Source organism: Companilactobacillus sp. (assembly GCF_022484265.1).
Lineage (GTDB): Bacteria > Bacillota > Bacilli > Lactobacillales > Lactobacillaceae > Companilactobacillus.
In genome coordinates this window covers 152,440-169,252 of record NZ_JAKVLR010000001.1, presented here as the reverse complement: position 1 = coordinate 169,252, position 16,813 = coordinate 152,440, and the positions used below count along the sequence as shown (strand labels likewise).

At 38.0% G+C, this 16,813-nt stretch carries 14 protein-coding genes; 1 reads left to right on the top strand and 13 read right to left on the bottom strand.

All coding sequences use genetic code 11. The features are described 5' to 3' along the window. Position 1 precedes the first annotated feature (1 nt). The 8 genes from ftsY to LKF16_RS00805 all read right to left on the bottom strand — a co-directional run bounded on the left by ftsY (position 2) and on the right by LKF16_RS00805 (position 11,380). Positions 2 to 1,513 (bottom strand): signal recognition particle-docking protein FtsY, encoded by a 1,512-nt coding sequence (gene ftsY, locus LKF16_RS00840; RefSeq protein WP_291472013.1) that lies wholly within the window; start codon positions 1,511 to 1,513, stop codon positions 2 to 4. Between the two features lie 8 nt (positions 1,514 to 1,521). Further along, a complete protein-coding gene (gene smc, locus LKF16_RS00835) occupies positions 1,522 to 5,067 on the bottom strand; it encodes a chromosome segregation protein SMC (protein ID WP_291472012.1) in 3,546 nt (1,181 codons plus the stop codon). A 10-nt stretch (positions 5,068 to 5,077) separates the two neighbouring features. Then, a complete protein-coding gene (gene rnc / locus LKF16_RS00830; protein ID WP_291472011.1) occupies positions 5,078 to 5,767 on the bottom strand; it encodes a ribonuclease III in 690 nt (229 codons plus the stop codon). Positions 5,768 to 5,853: 86 nt separating this feature from the next. Further along, positions 5,854 to 6,096: an acyl carrier protein gene (acpP, locus tag LKF16_RS00825; protein WP_291472010.1), complete on the bottom strand. Its 243-nt coding sequence runs from the start codon at positions 6,094 to 6,096 to the stop codon at positions 5,854 to 5,856. Between the two features lie 80 nt (positions 6,097 to 6,176). Continuing rightward, complete coding sequence (gene plsX, locus LKF16_RS00820; RefSeq protein WP_291472009.1) at positions 6,177 to 7,184, bottom strand: phosphate acyltransferase PlsX; 1,008 nt, start codon at positions 7,182 to 7,184, stop codon at positions 6,177 to 6,179. A 12-nt stretch (positions 7,185 to 7,196) separates the two neighbouring features. Continuing rightward, a complete protein-coding gene (gene recG / locus LKF16_RS00815; protein ID WP_291472008.1) occupies positions 7,197 to 9,236 on the bottom strand; it encodes an ATP-dependent DNA helicase RecG in 2,040 nt (679 codons plus the stop codon). A gap of 62 nt (positions 9,237 to 9,298) precedes the next feature. Further along, a complete protein-coding gene (locus tag LKF16_RS00810; protein WP_291472007.1) occupies positions 9,299 to 10,987 on the bottom strand; it encodes a DAK2 domain-containing protein in 1,689 nt (562 codons plus the stop codon). Between the two features lie 24 nt (positions 10,988 to 11,011). Continuing rightward, positions 11,012 to 11,380: an Asp23/Gls24 family envelope stress response protein gene (locus tag LKF16_RS00805; protein ID WP_291472005.1), complete on the bottom strand. Its 369-nt coding sequence runs from the start codon at positions 11,378 to 11,380 to the stop codon at positions 11,012 to 11,014. 177 nt (positions 11,381 to 11,557) lie between these two features. Here LKF16_RS00805 and rpmB point away from each other — a divergent pair, with 177 nt between their 5' ends. Further along, complete coding sequence (gene rpmB, locus LKF16_RS00800) at positions 11,558 to 11,743, top strand: 50S ribosomal protein L28 (RefSeq protein ID WP_048703405.1); 186 nt, start codon at positions 11,558 to 11,560, stop codon at positions 11,741 to 11,743. 113 nt (positions 11,744 to 11,856) lie between these two features. Here rpmB and LKF16_RS00795 read toward each other — a convergent pair whose 3' ends face one another. From LKF16_RS00795 to LKF16_RS00775, 5 genes are read right to left on the bottom strand one after another with little or no spacing between them, the layout of a single operon-like run. Continuing rightward, positions 11,857 to 12,516: a thiamine diphosphokinase gene (locus tag LKF16_RS00795; RefSeq protein WP_291472002.1), complete on the bottom strand. Its 660-nt coding sequence runs from the start codon at positions 12,514 to 12,516 to the stop codon at positions 11,857 to 11,859. Position 12,517: 1 nt separating this feature from the next. After that, a complete protein-coding gene (gene rpe / locus LKF16_RS00790) occupies positions 12,518 to 13,189 on the bottom strand; it encodes a ribulose-phosphate 3-epimerase (protein ID WP_291472001.1) in 672 nt (223 codons plus the stop codon). An 11-nt stretch (positions 13,190 to 13,200) separates the two neighbouring features. Continuing rightward, positions 13,201 to 14,088, bottom strand: coding sequence for a ribosome small subunit-dependent GTPase A (rsgA, locus tag LKF16_RS00785; protein WP_291472183.1), 888 nt, complete (start codon positions 14,086 to 14,088; stop codon positions 13,201 to 13,203). A gap of 8 nt (positions 14,089 to 14,096) precedes the next feature. Next, positions 14,097 to 16,064 (bottom strand): Stk1 family PASTA domain-containing Ser/Thr kinase, encoded by a 1,968-nt coding sequence (gene pknB, locus LKF16_RS00780; RefSeq protein ID WP_291471999.1) that lies wholly within the window; start codon positions 16,062 to 16,064, stop codon positions 14,097 to 14,099. Further along, positions 16,065 to 16,808, bottom strand: coding sequence for a Stp1/IreP family PP2C-type Ser/Thr phosphatase (locus LKF16_RS00775; RefSeq protein WP_291471997.1), 744 nt, complete (start codon positions 16,806 to 16,808; stop codon positions 16,065 to 16,067). It lies immediately after the preceding gene. Positions 16,809 to 16,813: the final 5 nt, after the last annotated feature.

Sequence of the window (16,813 nt, the reverse complement as noted above, 5' to 3'; positions counted from 1 at the left end):
TTTATTCTCCAGAACCGACAATCAGCTCTTTGAACAATCCATAAATAAACTTCTCTGGATCAAAGTCACGTAGATCATCCATTTGTTCGCCTAACCCAACCAGTTTCACAGGCAAATGCAATTCATTTCTGATTGCCAAAACGATACCACCTTGTGAACTACCATCGATCTTAGTCAAAACAATACCAGTAACATTAGTCGTTTCGTTGAATTGTTTAGCTTGACTCAAGGCATTTTGACCAGTCGATCCATCAAGAACCAGTAAAACTTCTTGAGGTGCTTCTGGTAATTCACGTGTTATCACACGTTTAATCTTTTCAAGTTCACGCATTAGGTTTTGATTATTTTGCAATCTACCGGCAGTGTCAACCAACAGTATATCAAAGTCTTCGTTAATTGCACGTTGGACCGCATCATAAACGACTGAAGCGGGGTCAGTTTGTGCAGGTTTTGCCTCAACAGGAACATTGACACGATCGCCCCAGCGTTGAATTTGCTCAATTGCTCCCGCTCTAAAAGTATCGCCAGCTGCTAACAAGACTTTCTTACCTTGGGATTGGAAACGATGAGCTAGTTTCCCAATAGTTGTAGTCTTTCCTGCACCATTAACACCAACAAACAAGAACACAGTTGGTGTTTTATCGGTACTGAAATGCAAGGCATTGTCTTCTTCTTTGCCCTCTTCATCATACATGTCGACTAATTTTTCAACGATAACATCAGAAACATCGGAACGCTTCTTGGCATTTCTGAGTTTAACTTCCTCTCGGAGCTCGTCAGAAATACGCATTGCCGTTTCATAACCAACATCTGATTCGATCAACAATTCTTCAAGATCATCGAAAAAGTCTTCATCCACGCTTCTGAAATTAGCCAAGAAACGATTGAATCTGGCACTGAATGAATTACGACTCTTCTTTAAACCTTCATCATATTCTTTGACTTCTTGTTCATCTTCAGTTTCTTCAGATGACTCATCTGTTTCAACATTTTCTGTTGATTCTTCGTCACCATTCGTATTTTCATCAGCTGTTGCAGATTTCTCATTCACAGGCCGTTCAGGTTCTGACTCTACTTTATCTGCAGGTTCAGAATCGTTTTCAGACTCTGATGGATTGAACTCTTCAGTTTCAGACTTAGTTTCTTCAGATTCAGCAAGTTTAGAATTTTCAGCCTGTGCTTGTGGTTCATGTTTATCTGAAATAACTGCACTGTCGTTAGTTTGTGGTTCGTTTACATCAGTTGTACCTTGTTCAGGATTCTCAATCTCTTCAGAATTATTTTCATCCACTGTCTCATTACTTTGTTGATCTTCTGGAGTTGTTGTTTCAGCAGATTTATTTTTCTCTGCTGGCTTTTCTTCAGATTTCTCGGTACTTGTTGCATGATCAGTGTCAGTAGATTCTGATGTTTGTTGGTCAGTCTCTTGGGTCGACTTTTCAGTTTCTTTTTCTTTGTCGGCTTCTTCGTTATTTCCACTAAATGCCTTTTTAATTCTATCAAAAAGTCCCATATTTACTCCTAATCCTTTACCGAAACAGAAAGAATTCTTGAAACTCCGGATTCTTCCATAGTTACTCCATAAAGGCGATTGACGTTCATCATTGTTCCTTTACGGTGAGTAATAACGATAAATTCAGTATTGTCATCATAACGATTTAAATAATTTGCAAATCGATAAACATTAGCATCATCTAAGGATGCCTCAACTTCATCCAAAATACAAAATGGAACTGGATTGACCTTAATAATTGCAAACAGCAATGTAATAGCAGTCAATGCCTTCTCACCACCGGACAACAAACTCAATCGTTGAAATTTTTTCCCAGGTGGCTGTGCAATAATTTCAATCCCAGTTTCCAAAAGATCGTTTGGTTCAGTCAAGACTAGTTTAGCACGACCTCCCGCAAACATTTCTGGGAATATGACTTCAAACGCAGCCGAGACGTCATCAAAAGTCTTCTTGAAACGAGTTACCACTTCATGGTCCATCTCGGCCATTGTATCTAGCAATTGTTTTCTGGCTTTAATTAGATCATTTTGTTGCGTTGTCAAAAATTCGTAACGATCTTTGACACTGTCGTATTCCTCAATTGCAGCCTCATTGACCGTACCCAATTCTTGAATACCCATCTTTAAAAGATGAGCGTCGTGACGCAATTTATCAGTATCTATTTCATCGGTCTGAATTTCCTTGATGGCGGCCTCGTAAGTAATTTGATAGTCCTGTTCAAGCGTGTCAAGTCGGCTATTCATGTTATTAGATAACTTTGTTAATTGGATAGCCAAATTTTCTTGTTGATCTGAAGCAGATTTCTGTAGATCAAAGTTTCTTTCAGCTTCCTGATTCAAGCGCTTTGATTCTTCATCTTTTTCAGTACGTTGCGTTTGAAGTTTCTGCAGATCTGTCTTAACGATTTCAATTTCAGATTCTAATTTCGATACATCTTGTTTTATTTCAGAATTATTGGTATCTAACTGCATTCTTTCCGAATTCAACTCATCAAGTCGTTTTTGTAATGCAGCTGATTGATCTGTTATCTCGTTGATCTCAGATTTCAGTCGTTTGACCTGTGCTGATTCATTCGTAAAATTGCTTTTTACAACAACCAGTTTAGTTTGAACTTCTTGTGCCTGTGCGTTAGTTTTTTCAAGTTCAGCATCAAAATCATTCAAAACTTCTTGCTTGTGTTCAATGTCAGCTTGTAAATCCGAGATACTTTGTTTAAGGGTCTTAGACTTATCAACCTGTTTTTGAAGATCTGATTCGATCTCACTGCGTTCTTCTTGAGTTCTCTTTTGATTGTACTGAAGTGCATTTTGTTGATCTTGTAAATGTTTCTGTTCATTTTGATGGCTTGATAATTGATTCGATAATTGATTTCGCGAATCATTATAAGTCTTCAATTCTTCTTCGATTGATTTATTTTCTTCTCGAAGTTGAACTAATTGGTTACGTAAATGTTGAACGTTTTGTTGTTTTTGATCGCTAAGAGATTCCTGCTGTTGCAACTTTTCAGTGAGCTTATCCAGTTCTTCTTTCCGAGTCAAAATACTAGTATTGAATCTTCTTTGTTGACCACCAGTCATGGATCCACCAGCATTAACCACATTCCCATCAATCGTAACTACTCGATATTTTCGACCAACTGCTGCAGAAACTCTCGTCGCAGCATTAATGTCATGTGCTACTAGTACGTTCCCAAAAATGCTTTTGATAATATTTTCAACGTCTGATTTATATGAAATCAAATCACTGGCAATTCCAATGAATCCATCGATTTTTTTGGCATTGTTCAAATCAGTCGAATAAATGTTTCTAGCTTTAATAATATTTAGTGGTAAAAACGTCGCTCTGCCTCCACGTTTCTGACGAAGGTAATTGATTCCCTTCTTGGCAGCCTGTTCATTTTCAGTAACAATGGATTGGAGTTGATTACTAGCAATTGTTTCAATTGCCAATTGGTAATCTTGCGGAACATCAATCAATTCTGCCACGGCTCCGACAATACCACCAATTTCTTTGGCGTTATTCAAGACATTTTTCGCACCATCGTAAAAACCAGCATGCTCATGTTCCATGTTTTCCAGAACATTCTTGCGTGCCTTAGTTTCCTGCAATGATTCCAAGAGCTTCAGATATTCAGAATTTTCTTTCTGACCTTGTTCAGTCACCGAATTGATCGAATGTTCGATCTTATGACTCTTATCAACTAATTCTTGGTTGTCATTATCCAGCTTTTTGAGCTGATCTTTAACTTGATTGATTTTAGAATTTGCATCATTTAAAAACTTTACGACTTCGGCTAATCGTTTTTCTTGATCAGCTGAAGCAGATGCAATTCTTGTTAACTGTTTATTAGAGAACTTCTGTTCATTGCTATTTGAAACTTGTTGCTGCAAGGCGTTGACATAATTATCTCTAGCCGCCGCTATACTTTCATTCAACTGTTCAGGAGTCTTATCTTGCAATTGTTTGATGTCATGCAGTTGTTTTGAATACTTATCAATATCTGCTTGATATTCGGAAATTTTTTCTTGAACTTGTTTTAACTGATCAAGCTTACCTTGTTTATCGGTAGCTAAATCATTGATTCTTTGACTGATTGAATCTTTATTTGACGCATTAAAACCGTTTCTTTCATCAGAAACGGCTATTTGTCCATTTAATTGTTCCAGTCTTCGAGTATGGTTAACCAGGTCATTTTGCTTTTGATCTATTTTTGAAACGATCTCATGTACTGCATTACGGTTTTGATTAACTTGCAGATTAGACTTTTTGACCTGATTACCAATATTTCTCAAACTAGTTTTAACTTGGTCGATCTCAGTTTGAACTGATTTCTTTTGTGCTGAAAGATCTTTGATTTCAAGAGCCAATATTTGTTGATATAACTCATCGTATTTACCCTTTTGCTCACGATAATCACGAGCAATGCTAGCTTGTTTTTTCAAGGGTTCAACACGTTGAGCTAATTCTGAAACAATATCCGATACTCGATGAAGATTATCCGTAGTGTCAGACAACTTACTCTCTGCTTGTTGTTTCTTTTGTTTAAAAAGAGCAACTCCGGCAGATTCTTCAATGATCGAACGTCTTTCAACTGGTTTACTATTGAAAATTTCTTCGACTCGTCCCTGAGAAATTATCGAAAATGACTGTTTTCCCATTCCTGAGTCCATGAAGATCTCATTGATGTCTTTTAATCGACAATTATGATTATTGATTGAAAACTCGCTATCCCCATTGCGAAAAAGTTTGCGACGGATAGTGACGTTTTCTTGTGAAGATTTAAGTTCGTGATTAGAATTATCAAATTCCATCGTGACTTCGGCTCGGTTCATTTGCGGACGTGTATCGCTTCCAGCAAAAATAACATCCACCATCTTATCACCACGAAGACTTCGAGCTGATTGTTCACCCATGACCCAACGAATAGCTTCGGTAATATTAGACTTTCCACTTCCGTTTGGACCAACGATACCAGTGATTCCTGTTGTGAAATCAATTTTGGTTTTATCAGCAAAAGACTTAAATCCATTGATCGTTAATGATTTTAATGGCATAAACTAACTCCTATAATTCTTCTAATGCTCTTTTTGCAGCCATTTGTTCAGCATGTTTTTTGCTATAACCAAAGCCTTTTGATAGTACTTTATTATTCACGACTAATTCAATTTCAAACTTCTTGTCGTGATCTGGACCTTCTTCATCGATCACGCGGTAGTTGATGTCAACCTCGCCAGATTGTTGCAATTTTTCTTGTAAATGAGTTTTGAAATCTGTGTCTTCTGAAAATTCACCTGAGGCGATATGTGGGTAGACTACTTGTGTCAAGAATTGTTCAACAACGTCGTTTCCTTGATCCAAATACAAGGCACCATTAAATGCTTCGAAAATATCTTCAAGCAGCGTATGTCTTTGGCGCGCACCTTGCTTTTCTTCGCCTCTACCAATCTGCAGATATTTATCAATATGGATCTGTTTGGCAAACCGAGCAAAACTATCAGTTCTAACAATGTCAGACCGCAAACGTGTCAGCTTACCTTCTGGTAGCTCCGGAAAATGGGTAAACAAATACTCCGAAATGTTGATTTCTAGAACTGCATCCCCTAAAAACTCTAAACGTTCGTAGTCTCCAATGTTAAGGTCACGATGTTCATTATCGTATGAAGAATGGGTCATTGCACGTTCAACTAACTTCTTGTCATTGAATGTAATACCATAGTCTTCTTTTAATAATTCAAAAAATTTAGGATCTAACATTTTACGACTCCCTTCAAATAACTATCATTATACTAAATTTCACAACTAAATAATTGATTAGGTAAAAAAAATAAGGCTGATTGGCCTTATTTTTGTTTATTTGCAATATAAGATACAGCTTCTCCAACTGTTGTGATCTTTTCAGCATCGTCATCAGGGATCTCTGAGCCAAATTCTTCTTCTAATTCTAGTACGAATTCAACTAAATCGATCGAATCAGCATCTAAATCTTTGGTAAATGATGTTTCCTTGGTAATAGTACTCTTATCGACTTCAAATTTATCAGCCAAGAGGCCAGTGATCTTATCAAAAATTTCTTGTTCAGACATTTAGTTTCTCCTTAGATAGTGTCATCAATGTATTTGATATTTATACAACACTTTGATGATGCTTTCAACATTTTAACCAATTACTTATTATCTTTTTGCATTTTTTCAAAATATGTATTTGCTTTATTGATTGTATCATTCAATAACATATCATAAATCTGTTTTACAGTGTAAAAAATAGTGTCAACATCAGCAGCACCGTGAGCTTTAACAACTGGTGATTTGAGGCCTAATAATACCGCGCCCCCTGCTTTTGAGGTATCGAACATGTCTCGGATGCCACGCAATGATGGGGCGACAATGGCAGCACCAATCTTAGTGTATAGTCCATTGTCCATTAATGCCTTTTTAAGTTGTTTTAATAAAATCGTTGCCGTACCTTCTGTCGCTTTCAAAGCTGCATTTCCAGTGAAACCGTCTGTCACGATGACATCAGCTACTCCAGCTAAAATATCGTTAGATTCAACGTTTCCGATAAAATTGATCTCGTCAGTATTTTGAAGCAATTCATAAGCTTCTTTATGTAAAGTATCGCCTTTGTCAGATTCAGAACCGTTGTTCAATAGACCGATTCGAGGTTCTTTGATGTTTTTAACATCTTGAGCGTAAATCGATCCCATAACTGCCCACTGTTGTAAATATGACGATTTGGCTTCAGCGTTTGCACCAACATCAAGCATATTTACGCCCAATGGAGAATTGGTTACGGGTAAAGTCGGCATCAGTGCGGGACGTTCAACTTGTTTGATTCGTCCGATAATGAAAATTCCGGCAGCTAACAGTGCACCAGTATTTCCTAATGAGAACATCGCATCATTTTCGCCATCTTTGACCGACTTAGCTGCACGGACCATTGAAGAATTCTTTTTAGTACGAATGGCCTTGACCGGTTCATCTGTCCCTAGTACTTCCTCATCAGTAGCCACGATCGTTATATTTTTGTTGCTCTTAAGGTACTTCTTGATCTTAGTTTCATCGCCATATAAAACGAATTGGAGATCAGCCCATTCGTCTCGCGCTTTTTCGATACCTTCAACAACAACTTGGGGGGCATTGTCTCCGCCCATTGCGTCAACAGCAATTTTCATTTTCATTCCTCACTAATCGAAATTATTTAATTGTTCAAATTCAACATTCAAGAACAATTTTAACACTTTATTTTCTGGTTTATTGATTGCATCAGTTTCCTTAAACAATTGTTCAGCTTCTTGTTGAGCTGTTTCCAAAATGTTGAAGTCAGTGATTGGATTACCCACTTTAAAATCAGGCAAACCAGATTGCTTACTTCCCAAAAGATCACCAGAACCCCGCATTTTCAGGTCCTCTTCTGCTAAAACAAAACCGTCAGTGGTTTGAGTCAGGATCTTCATTCTTTCCAATGCAATATCATTTTTGGGATCCGCAATCAAAATACAATACGACTGCTTGTCTCCTCGACCAACACGGCCACGAAGTTGATGGAGCTGAGATAAACCAAAACGATTAGCGTCATAGATCACCATAACTGTTGCATTTGGAACATCGACCCCAACTTCAATAACGGTCGTTGAAACTAGTACATCAATTTTGTGGTTACTAAATTCGTTCATTACCGACTCTTTTTCATCGTTTGGCATTTGTCCATGCAATAGACCAATCTTATATTTTGGAGCAAAGAGCTCGTTAAATTTATCAAAAATCAGTTCAGCGTTTTTCAAGTCGATTTTTTCAGACTCACTGATCAACGGCGTTACTACATAAACTTGAGCTTGTTGTTCCAATTGCTTTTGAACGAAGCGATACATCTGTTCGATTTTCTGACTGCGGATCCAATACGTCTCAATTGCTTTTCGACCTGATGGTAATTCATCAATTCTAGAAACGTCCATATCACCGTATGTTGTGATTGCTAACGTTCTTGGGATCGGGGTTGCCGTCATAGCTAAGACATCAGGATTCTCGCCCTTTTGTCGCAAGGCTTTTCGTTGATTGACACCAAAACGATGCTGCTCATCAATTACGATAAAGCCTAATTTTTTAAAAGTGACACTGTCTTGTATCAATGCATGCGTTCCAACAATGATGTTGATTTTGCCATCGGCAATATTTTGTGCAATTGTATCGTGCTCTTTTTTGGTTTGCGAACCAGTCAAAATCCCTACTCGCAATTTCAGCGGAGTCAATAATTTGCTGATTTTTTCAAAATGCTGTTGCGCCAAAATTTCAGTCGGAGCCATGATTGCCGCCTGATACCCAGCTGTAACAGATGCCAGCATTGCAATCACAGCCACGATTGTTTTACCAGAACCAACGTCACCTTGTAGAAGACGGTTCATGTGATGACTTGAATTCATATCATCTAAAATTTCTTGAACCACCCGTGATTGTGCCTTAGTCAGTTCAAATGGGAGACTGTCTAAAAATTTCTGAACAAATTCTTGGCTGTATTCTTCCTTGATTCCGTCGTTAGCTTGAGTTTCTTTAGCTTTAACGCTCTGGATACCACACTCGAACAAAAAGAATTCTCGAAATTTTGCACTTCTTCTTGCAACTTCACTTTCTGATTCATTTTCAGGAAAATGCATCCCCTTAACAATTTGCTCATCATTTAAAAGTTTGTACTTCTCTCGGATTTTTTCAGGGATCACCGTAACAATATCCTGATGATATTTGTCAAAAGCTTGCTTGATCAGATTTATCAATGTTTTCTGATGAATATTCTTATTCACCGAATAGACCGAATCGATCGAACCCTCATAGTGGCTGTCACCAATAACCTTGATACCGGTCAGTGCCCGTCGAGCCTCGTTCCATTTGCCGTAGACAGCAACCTCATTACCCGTTTCAAATTTATCCTTGAGCCAAGGCTGATTAAAAAACGTCACCATGATCGATTCACTTTCGGATAAGATCCGAACGTTCAAACGATTTTTACGATATCCAAAATGAGCAACCACTGGATCAGATGCAACAACGCCTTTGAGCAAAATCTTTTCTTGATCAACTGCATCAGCTAAATCTTTGACTTCCATATCCTCATATCTGAAGGGGAAATAAAACAACAAGTCATAAATTGATTTAATGCCCAACGATTCAATCGCAGTTAGTCGCTTTGGACCCACTCCAGGAAGCTCTGAGACTGGTACTTGCTGTAAATTCATTTAATTCCCCCTCACAAAAAAATAAAATACACCTAATCCATAAGAATTAGATGTATTAGTAGTTATTCGACGGCAATCAAGTATGGATAAACTGGTTGGTCGCCTTGATGAATCTCGGTTTCTAGATCGTCATATTTGTCTGACAGGTAATCTGAAATTGTTTGTGCATCTTGATCATTTCCATCTTTACCGACAAGGATCGTGATAACTTCACTGTCTTCATCGATCATTTTATCTAGCATATCTTCAGTGGCTTTAACGATGTCTGCATCGTCAACTTCGATCTTACCATCAACGATACCCATAAAATGACCCTTGGTAATATTTAATCCATCAATTGCTGTGTTACGGATAGCTTGAGTCACTTGACCACTCTTAACAGTATCTAATGAATCTTCCATATTCTCTTGGTTCTCATCAATATCCGCCTCAGGATTAAATGACAACATTGCTGTCATCCCTTGAGAAATAGTTTTCGATGGAACGATTGCAACTGGAATATCAACTAAGCCAGCAGCTTGTTTAGCTGCCATAATGATATTACCGTTATTTGGTAAAATAATTGCTCGTTTTGCGTTCGAATTATTGATAGCATCAACAATGTCGTTCGTCGATGGATTCATCGTCTGTCCACCGCTGATGATATTAGTTACGCCTAAACTCTTATACAATTCTGACAACCCTTCGCCGGATGATACGGCAATGATTGCATAATCAATTGGTTCATTTGGTTTTTCAGCTGTAGCAACTGACGATGCAACTTCGTCATCATCGACGATTGTCTCATGTTGAATTCTCATGTTGTCGATCTTAACTTTGACCAATGATCCAAATTTGCGTCCCTCTTCCCAAACCTTACGTGGGTAATTGGTGTGCACATGAACTTTGACTACTTCATCGTCAGAAACTACGATCAATGAATCACCGATAGTGCTGAGATAATTTCTCATCGTATCATTATCGAACTTCTCGTCTGAAGTAGGATTTTGACCCAATTCGACCATCATTTCCGTACAGTAGCCATTCTTGATGTCGTCATTAGTGAATTGTCCTTGAACGGCTTGATGATGAGTGGCATTTACCATCTCATCCATTTCACCTTCGTCTGGAGTGTATTCTTCTTCTGCTGCTGACTCGCCAGTCAAACCTTCAAGGAAGCCTTCGTAAATGAAAACTAGTCCTTGACCACCTGAATCAACTACGCCAACTTCTTTAAGAACTGGCAAAAGCGATGGCGTCTTCTCTAGACCAACTTTGGCGCCTTTAACAGCAGCTTGCATGATCACGGAAACATCGTTAGATGATTTTGCAGCATCAACGGCAGCATTAGCCCCATACTTTGCAACAGTTAAAATTGTTCCTTCAACAGGCTTCATAACCGCCTTGTATGCAGTTTTAACACCGTCGTCAAAAGCTTTTGCTAAATCGATCGCTGTCAATTCATCTTTAGATTCGATACTCTTGGAAAATCCTCTAAATAATTGAGATGTGATAACACCTGAATTTCCACGAGCACCCATTAATAGGCCTTTTGCTAAAGCCTTACCTAATCCACCGACAGTCTCAGCTTCAGATTCATTAACTGCTTTAAAACCACTTTGAACCGTCAAACTCATATTAGTACCAGTGTCTCCATCCGGAACCGGAAAGACGTTGAGAGAATTAACAAACTTCGCATTCTTCTCAAGTCTGTGAGCGGCGATTCGGACCATATCAGAAAATTCTTTCTTAGTAATACGTTCTATACTCAAAATTTCTCCTCCAACCAGCAATTCCTATTTGATATCATCTAAAACTTTAATTCCTTGAACATAAACATTTACAGTGCCGGCTGGTGTTCCGAGCATTGTTTCTAGATTATATTTAACTTTTTCTTTTAAATTCTTAGCTACTTCCGAAATTTTAATGCCGTAGCCAACAATGATATAGACGTCAACGGCAAGTTTATCATCCTCTTGATGAATCACGACGCCACGTGAAAAATCTTCACGATTTAAGATAGTGTTCATACCATCACGTAATTGATTTTTACTAGCCATCCCTACGATTCCGTAAATATCAGATGCAGCTCCACCAACGATCGATGCAACTGTACTATTTGAAATATCGATCTGTCCATGTTTGGTATTTATTGTAATTGCCATTGTAGATCCTCCTATCTGGATCAATGTACTGTATAAACATTAAAATTCTATCATAGCCAGATTTTTAATTAAAGAAATAACTACAATATAAATCCCCTATTGATTTGGACACCTCGGTATGGTAAGTTATTTAGGTGATATTTTAAAGAAAACATGTAGCCAAAGGAGGTCGGTCCCATGGCAAAAGATATTATTACAGGCCGTAAGACTGTGTTCGGTAACAAACGTTCACACGCTCTTAATCAATCAAAACGTTCTTGGAAGCCAAATTTGCAAAAAGTTCGTATTTTAGTTGATGGTAAACCTAAACGCGTTTGGGTTTCAGCAAGAGCTTTGAAATCAGGAAAAGTTACTCGTGTATAATTTAATCATCTAAAAAAGACTAGCACATTTATAATGTCGTTAGTCTTTTTTTAGTGCCCTGTATTTTTGTTAGAGACAAAATAAAAAGAAGATGCAAAATTTGCATCTTCTTTTTATTTTTTATCGCAACTTTGAATCACAGCGATTACGCCGCTATCAAAATTGAAATCGATCGTATCTTTGACAAACTCATTGCTGGCCCAACTAATCGCATGATCAGCACTAAAGTTTTTCAGAGTATATTTAGCATCGACAATATTTAAATTGGAAACTGGCCCTAAATGGGCGAATGCAACATACTTCATACCATTCTCATGATAAATCGTATAACTACCTGGTCTGAAAAATCTGATCGTATTCGTAGCTGATTTAAAGTATAGCTTGTCATAAAAATCAGCAAATCGTGGATCAAACGGCAAATAAAGATTTGCCAAAAAATGATCAACTCGACCACCAGTAGCACCATAGACATAATATTCATCTGGATCAAACTTATCATGCGCTGCCAGAATTGCCAATTGTGAGTCAGTATCGTCTTTTTCAGGTGGATACTTTTCAAAGTCAGCTATATTGTCCTTCACTAACTTTTGTTCTTTTTTATTAATTGAATCAAAATCTCCGACAGCAATGGCTGGCATAACACCATGAGAAATTAAGTACAGATTTCCCCTGTCAGCTCCAACCCACTTACCAGGTATAATTGATGCGTTATTTAATAATTCGTTGGGATACTCGCTTGTAGGGCCTCCTAAAAGAACATTTACTCGTTTCATATTATTCTGCCGCTAACTTTTTTAAATTTTGGATTTTATCTGAAAATTCAGATTCTCCTTCGCCCTCAAATAAGTATGAACCAGCAACAAAAATGTCAGCTCCTGCTTCTGAACATAATTGGATAGTTTCTGGGTTGATTCCACCATCAACTTCAATCTTAAAGTTGTCGTCATCAGTAGTTTGACGCAGTTGGTCAAGACGTTGAATCTTTTTCAACATACCAGGAATAAACTTTTGACCACCAAAGCCAGGATTAACAGTCATAACTAAGATTTGGTCAATGATTGGGAAAAGATATTTAACATTTTCCAAAGGTGTTCCTGGATTAACAACCACCCCTGCTTTGGCGCCAAGGCTCTTGATCAACTCAATTGAGCGATAAATATGGTTGGTGCTTTCGGTATGAATCAAAACTGTGTCTGCTCCCGCATCCACGACCGGCTTAATAAATTGATCTGGATTGTCGATCATCATGTGAACGTCTAAAGGCTTATCGGTGATTCTCTTCATTCCTTCAACAACGCTTGGACTAAATGACATATTAGGAACAAAATGTCCGTCCATAATATCGATGTGGAATAAATCTGCTCCAGCCTGTTCTGCTACCTTGACATCTCTTTCAAGGTTCATAATATCTGCCGCTAAAATTGATGGTGCAATCTTCTTTGTCATAGTTTCGCCCCTCAGTATCTTTTTTTATATGAATTGATTTCATTCAAGAAATACAAATAATTATCGTAACGACTCTTCATAATGACATTTTCTTCAACCATTTCTTTGACTTTGCAGCCAGGTTCATTAACATGCATGCAACCTCTGAACTTGCATTCTGGACTGTATTTAACAAACTCAGGAAAAAGTTTTGGCAATTCCTCTTTGTCTATATCAATTAGGTCAAGTGAAGAAAATCCTGGCGTATCGGCAACTAATCCACCTGATATTTCAAACAATGAAACTTGCCGAGTTGTATGTTTACCACGATTCAACGTCTGTGAAATCGCCGCTGTCGCAATATTTAACTCCGGATTAATATGGTTCAGCAATGTCGATTTGCCGGCACCAGACTGTCCGGTGAATACTGTGACCTTGTCAGCAAAATGATTTTCTAATGCTAACAATTGTTCATTATTATAACTATCTTGATCATCAAATACTACATAATCGGCTTCGTTATAGCCGGATAAAATCTTTTTTAAATCTTGATATTCATTGTCAGAAATCAAATCTGACTTGGTTAAATAAATCAACGGTTGAATATCGTTATGCTCAATGTTGATCAAAATTTTGTCCAATAAATTACTGGAAAATTTTGGCTCAATTGCCGATGTTACAACAATTGCCTGATTAACATTAGCAATTGGTGGTCTGACTAGACTGTTAGTCCTTGGCAACAATTCCAAAATGTAACCTAAGTCTCCGCCATCTTCATATGAGACCATGTCGCCAACAATCGGCTTGATCCCACGTTTACGAAAATTTCCTCGAGCTCTGGTTCTGATCAATTTGTCGTTTTCATTATCGATAACATCATAGAAACCACTGATCGATTTTATAATTCTTCCTTGTCTTATCATGTCAACTACCCGCTAACTGAACCACTTAAGATCGTTGAATTATTGCTTTCAACCGTGTAGTTCCCTGTCTGTCCATCTTTTACGTTGAAACTTAATAGCACCGGTGTATCTTGAGAAATATTCATGGTTCTGTAGGGATTTGAAATATTATGATTTGCATCCCCTAAATAAATCGTGACTTTATTAGGGGTCCCCGAACCATCATTGGTATATGGAATCGTAATGTTTCGCGTGATGTTTTTAGTAGAATTGCTTGAACTGGAGTTACTGTCGTTATCATTATTGTTGGATGAATTGCCCTTTGACGATTCAGGACCTTTGGACATAGTAACTGACAGCGTTCCGCCTGAACTGATAACGCTATTAGCTTCTGGATTCTGACTGATTAAGATACCATCTGCGATGCTATCAGAGTATGCGTATGAAACGTCTAGTGTCACATTGATTTCTTTGGCATAATCCTGAATGCTCTTTAAGTTATAGCCTGTAAGGTCGCGAACCCGAGTTACCTTCTTCTTGGCAGTCTGCGGTTTAGCTAAGGTCAATGTCAACGTCTTCTTTTTGGCAACCACTTGCTCTCCTGACTGAATACTTTGTTTAAGAATCGTACCAGAAGTGTAGTTGTTGTTAGCAATGTATTTGAGTTTCACTTTGAATCCACGCTTATCCAAATTATCAGAAACATCCTCATATTGTTTGCCGACTAAGTTAGGCATCTTATAATAAGTTGCTCCTAAGCTGACGACTAAATTTACGTCAGCATTATTCTTTAGCTTTAATCCCTTGTTGGGAATAGAGCGAATAACATGCCCGGCTTCAACGTCATCATCATTTTCTTTGGAAATATTTCCGACCTGCAAGTTGGATCCTCGTAACATCACTTTAGCTTGCTTGAGCGTCAAGTTGCTTAAATCAGGAACTGTTGTTTCTTGATTTCCCCTGACTGCAAAGAAAATGATCAAGATCAGAACTAGTACAGCTGCAACTGCTGCAATGATGATGTTCCTACGTTTGTGATCTTTTTTCTTTTCAGGTTTTGACTCTTCAGTTTGTTTTGACTCATGCAAGGGTGGCATCACCCGTGTTTCATCTAAATTCCGACCTGCCATTGGATCAGGAACAAACTTCTTTTCCCCTGCTCTTTCTGGTAGCAACACAGTTTCAAGATCTTTGTGCATTTCGTTAACAGATTGATAACGCTGACCAGGATCTTTGGCAGTTGCTTTTAAAACAACATTTTCCAATGGCTGTGGGATATGAGAATCAATTTTTTGTAGATCAGGAATGTCTTCTTTTGAATGTTTTAAAGCAACTGCTACAGCGGTATCCCCTTGAAACGGAACCGTTTTAGCTAGTAATTCAAACAAAATTATCCCTAGAGCATAAATATCTGACAATTCAGTGGCTGAACCTCCACGAATTTGCTCTGGCGACATATAGTGAACCGACCCTAAAAGCGAGTTAGTTCTAGTAATTGAACGATCGCTCAGCGCCAATGCAATACCAAAGTCAGATACTTTGACTTGAATAGGATCTTTAGAGTCGTCCACTAAGATATTTTCGGGTTTCAGATCACGATGAATAATTCCATGAGCATGTGCAACTGCAACGGCAGCAGTGATTTGCTCCATGATATCAACCACTTCATGATATGGAATCGGAAAATTATCACGAATATATTTTTTTAGATTAGGTCCATGTACGTATTCAATAATAATGTACTGTTTGCCATTATCGTTACAAACGTCGAGGACATTAACAATGTTGGGATGAGACAACGTACCGGTCGCCTTGGCCTCACGTTCAAATCTTCTTTTAACTGATTCATCATCTTGTAAATCATAACGTAAAGCTTTAACGGCTACCTTTTGATTCGTCTTGATGTCGTTAGCCAAATAGACATTGGCCATTCCACCTTCACCAAGGGTACGAATTATCTCATAACGATTCCCTACTAGGTAACCTTTGTCCATCTACTTCTTACCCCCATTTTCTGAGGCAAAAAGAAGGGCTGTGATATTATCTCGGCCACCGCCTTCATTTGCTTTATCGATTAAGATATGGCATTTTGCATCTAAACTAATGTCTCGTGACAAGACTTCAGCAATTTCAGCTTCAGAGACCATGTTCGTCAAACCATCTGAGCACAGCAAAATAATCGCATCATCTACCAAATCAAAATTTTTGATCCTAGGCTGAACCGTTTGGGAAACGCCTAAGGTTTGCGTAATGATGTTTTTTTGTGGATGATTCTCAGCCTCTTCAGGACTAATTTGACCAGTTTCAACTAGCTCATGTACTAAAGAATGATCAACACTGAGTTGATCTAGCTTACCATTTTTAAAAATGTAGCAGCGCGAGTCGCCGACATTCACAACAATCATTTTGTCTTTAGTGAAAAAGACGCCGACCATAGTCGTACCCATACCATTTAAATCATCAAATTGATTTGAAACTGAGATGATTCGATCGTTTTCTTTACTGATTTCCTTGATGATCCATTCTCTAAGGTCATCAACATCTGATATTTTCGTTTCTTCAAATGTGTGTCCTAAATGTGATACAGCCATGTCAGAAGCAACATCGCCACCACGATGGCCACCCATTCCGTCTGCGACAATACCAAAAATTATGCCTTCTTGATTCTTGAAGACATTTACGTAATCTTGGTTATTTTCTCTTAATTTTCCGACGTCAGTTAGTAATGCATAATCCATTTATT

Coding starts and splice junctions, on each gene's coding strand:
- LKF16_RS00805 (WP_291472005.1), bottom strand. CDS start 11,380: ATGGCAATTACAATAAATACCAAACATGGACAGATCGATATTTCAAAT.
- acpP (WP_291472010.1), bottom strand. CDS start 6,096: ATGTCTGAACAAGAAATTTTTGATAAGATCACTGGCCTCTTGGCTGAT.
- LKF16_RS00795 (WP_291472002.1), bottom strand. CDS start 12,516: ATGAAACGAGTAAATGTTCTTTTAGGAGGCCCTACAAGCGAGTATCCC.
- plsX (WP_291472009.1), bottom strand. CDS start 7,184: ATGAAAATTGCTGTTGACGCAATGGGCGGAGACAATGCCCCCCAAGTT.
- pknB (WP_291471999.1), bottom strand. CDS start 16,064: ATGGACAAAGGTTACCTAGTAGGGAATCGTTATGAGATAATTCGTACC.
- rpmB (WP_048703405.1), top strand. CDS start 11,558: ATGGCAAAAGATATTATTACAGGCCGTAAGACTGTGTTCGGTAACAAA.
- recG (WP_291472008.1), bottom strand. CDS start 9,236: ATGAATTTACAGCAAGTACCAGTCTCAGAGCTTCCTGGAGTGGGTCCA.
- ftsY (WP_291472013.1), bottom strand. CDS start 1,513: ATGGGACTTTTTGATAGAATTAAAAAGGCATTTAGTGGAAATAACGAA.
- rpe (WP_291472001.1), bottom strand. CDS start 13,189: ATGACAAAGAAGATTGCACCATCAATTTTAGCGGCAGATATTATGAAC.
- LKF16_RS00775 (WP_291471997.1), bottom strand. CDS start 16,808: ATGGATTATGCATTACTAACTGACGTCGGAAAATTAAGAGAAAATAAC.
- smc (WP_291472012.1), bottom strand. CDS start 5,067: ATGCCATTAAAATCATTAACGATCAATGGATTTAAGTCTTTTGCTGAT.
- rnc (WP_291472011.1), bottom strand. CDS start 5,767: ATGTTAGATCCTAAATTTTTTGAATTATTAAAAGAAGACTATGGTATT.